This window comes from Candidatus Obscuribacterales bacterium, from assembly GCA_036703605.1.
Taxonomy (GTDB): Bacteria; Cyanobacteriota; Cyanobacteriia; order RECH01; family RECH01; genus RECH01.
The window spans coordinates 1-2,078 of sequence record DATNRH010000430.1 but is presented as its reverse complement, the minus strand read 5'-3'; the positions used below and the strand labels follow the sequence as shown (position 1 = coordinate 2,078).

The window sequence follows — 2,078 nt, the reverse complement described above, 5'->3', positions numbered from 1 at the left end:
AAAACATCTGGGCATAAATGCCATAGGTGTTGGTCTGGTCTAGCTGATTATTTTCCCAAACCACGACATAGTTGCCCTGTCGGTTCATCGCAATTTGAGCATTACTCTGATTGCCTGCCGTAAAAGCATTCACATTCAGGGTGTCTGCGGGAGCTACATAAGAACCATCTCTCGAAAAATGACGACTACTAATGTCACCTCCTCGCCCCAGAAAAGGAGCCTGGTTCGGTAACGCGTTGGTCCAAACGGCCACAAAATCACCATACTCGTTACTTGCAAGTTCAGGTTGAGACTGCTGACCTGGAGCAAAAGAGTTAACTGGAAAATCAATACCTAAGGGAACACCCAACGCATCAAACCGACGGGCACGAATTCCAAGCCCGCTTGCATCTCCAAATTGGTCAGTCCAAGCTATGACAAAGTTGCCTGATGCGTCAGCGGTAATCGTGGGATGATACTGACTCCCTTCAGTTTCTAGATTCACTACAAATTCGGATCCGACTTTTTGAATGGTCATGACGAATGTCTCCTGAGATAAAGATAAAAAAGGACAGCGAAGGTTGTGAACAGCCTTGGATGCTGCTCGATCGAGATGGATTCGTTGAACGGTTAGAGGAACGGTGGGTGAGGCTGGATTAAACCAGCGGCTTCACCATCAGCAGGCCATCGCCAGATGCCTCGATCAGGGGATGGGGGACGACGGCGGCGCGTTTGATTTTGCGGTAGCCCAGGCGATCGTAGAGGCGCTTGGCGCGGGTGTTTTGCTCGAAGACGATCAGGCTGACTTGGGGTAGCCCTTTCCCGACGAAACCAGGCTTGGCTTATTGAGGGGCGTTGACCGTGAAGCTATTGACCATTTGCTGCACGTTGTCTTCCTGCATAGCGAAGGTGTTTGCATCACCAGCGACCAAAATGTTGTAGTAAGTATCAGTCGCTTCAACCCCAGTCGCCTGAACTCGTAGGGGGCGATCGTCAAAGGTGCCTACTCCCTCATATTGCAAAGCTGGTAGACCGCTCAACTCTTCCAGGCTGGTCAGGCTCACGGCATCCGCGTCGCCCACTACCGCCTGTACTGAACCAGAAACTGCGACTTGAAAGATGTCAAATGTCATGCCATCTATTTTGGGCATTGCCATTACCATGAGTCCGAGTTCTCCTTGGTCAGTGGTGAGTTTCAGTACGATATTGCTTTGCTGCTCGGCTTCAGAAATTTCCGCGCTTTTCCAGGTATCAGGAATGGTGAGTTGGATGTTGCCATCGGTGCTCACAACAGGCTCCAGGGTTGGCGTCGCGGCTTGTGCTTCCAGGGGAGCGTTGCTGTCGAGGGAGCTAGAAATAGCAGTGGTACATCCTCCACTGACCAGGGAAAGTCCGAGCAACGTAGCGGCAAGAATTTGGCGTTTCATAGTAGACCTCTTGGGTTGAATGATGGGTTGAATCGTGAATGGAATGGGAAATGAAAGCCTGAACATTTCGGAGGAAGGAACAGGGTGCTTAGCCCCACACTCCCAACTGTCGGAGCAGGGTGGGAATATCTTCTTCGCCTCTGCCCTCTGCCACGTAGCCATCTTCGATGCGGTAAATCACCATGCCGGTGTAGCGAATGGCGTTGCTGGTCGGGGGCAGGTTCAGCAGTTCAAAATGCCCAGTGTGGGTGCCCTGGGCCGTCCAAGCAATCACCACTTTTTCGCCCTTGGCAATGATGTCGTTGAGGGTGACGCGAAAATCGGGGAATGCCGTGTGGACATCGGCCATTAAGCCGCCGTAGCTGTCCCGATCCATCGGCGCGCTCATGATGGGGTAGAAGATGCTGAAGTCGGGACGGGTCAGTTGGGGCAGAGCCTCCAGGTTGCCCTTGCCCCAGACTTCTTCGCAAAAGGTGCGGGCGATGGTCGTGTTGTTTTGAGCGATAGCTTGCGTCGTCATGGGAGATTTTCCTTAAACGTTTTTGGTTGAATTGGGGTAAGAAATTAGGAGCAGCAGGTGTTTACCCTTACTGGGCAGGCTTCACGGTGAAACTTTGGACGATTTGATCAAGGTCGTTTTCCATAGCCTCCAGATCAGTGGCATAGCCGACC

Annotated in this window: 4 protein-coding genes; 1 reads left to right on the top strand and 3 read right to left on the bottom strand. The window is 52.1% G+C overall.

The window, feature by feature from the left end; all coding sequences use genetic code 11:
• Window positions 1–517, bottom strand: a 517-nt coding sequence (locus V6D20_08805) for a hypothetical protein (GenBank protein HEY9815876.1), incomplete at its 3' end; no start/stop codon positions are given.
• A gap of 103 nt (window positions 518–620) precedes the next feature.
• Here V6D20_08805 and V6D20_08800 point away from each other — a divergent pair.
• A complete protein-coding gene (locus V6D20_08800; GenBank protein HEY9815875.1) occupies window positions 621–794 on the top strand; it encodes a hypothetical protein in 174 nt (57 codons plus the stop codon).
• 27 nt (window positions 795–821) lie between these two features.
• Here the strand turns inward: V6D20_08800 and V6D20_08795 are convergent, their stop codons facing one another.
• Both V6D20_08795 and V6D20_08790 read right to left on the bottom strand, forming a co-directional pair.
• A complete protein-coding gene (locus tag V6D20_08795; GenBank protein HEY9815874.1) occupies window positions 822–1,406 on the bottom strand; it encodes a hypothetical protein in 585 nt (194 codons plus the stop codon).
• 88 nt (window positions 1,407–1,494) lie between these two features.
• Complete coding sequence (locus tag V6D20_08790; GenBank protein HEY9815873.1) at window positions 1,495–1,926, bottom strand: ester cyclase; 432 nt, start codon at window positions 1,924–1,926, stop codon at window positions 1,495–1,497.
• Window positions 1,927–2,078 lie beyond the last annotated feature (152 nt).

What these genes read in the sequence shown, in the direction of transcription:
- V6D20_08790 (HEY9815873.1), bottom strand. Translation starts at nt 1,926, where the DNA reads ATGACGACGCAAGCTATCGCTCAAAACAACACGACCATCGCCCGCACC.
- V6D20_08795 (HEY9815874.1), bottom strand. Translation starts at nt 1,406, where the DNA reads ATGAAACGCCAAATTCTTGCCGCTACGTTGCTCGGACTTTCCCTGGTC.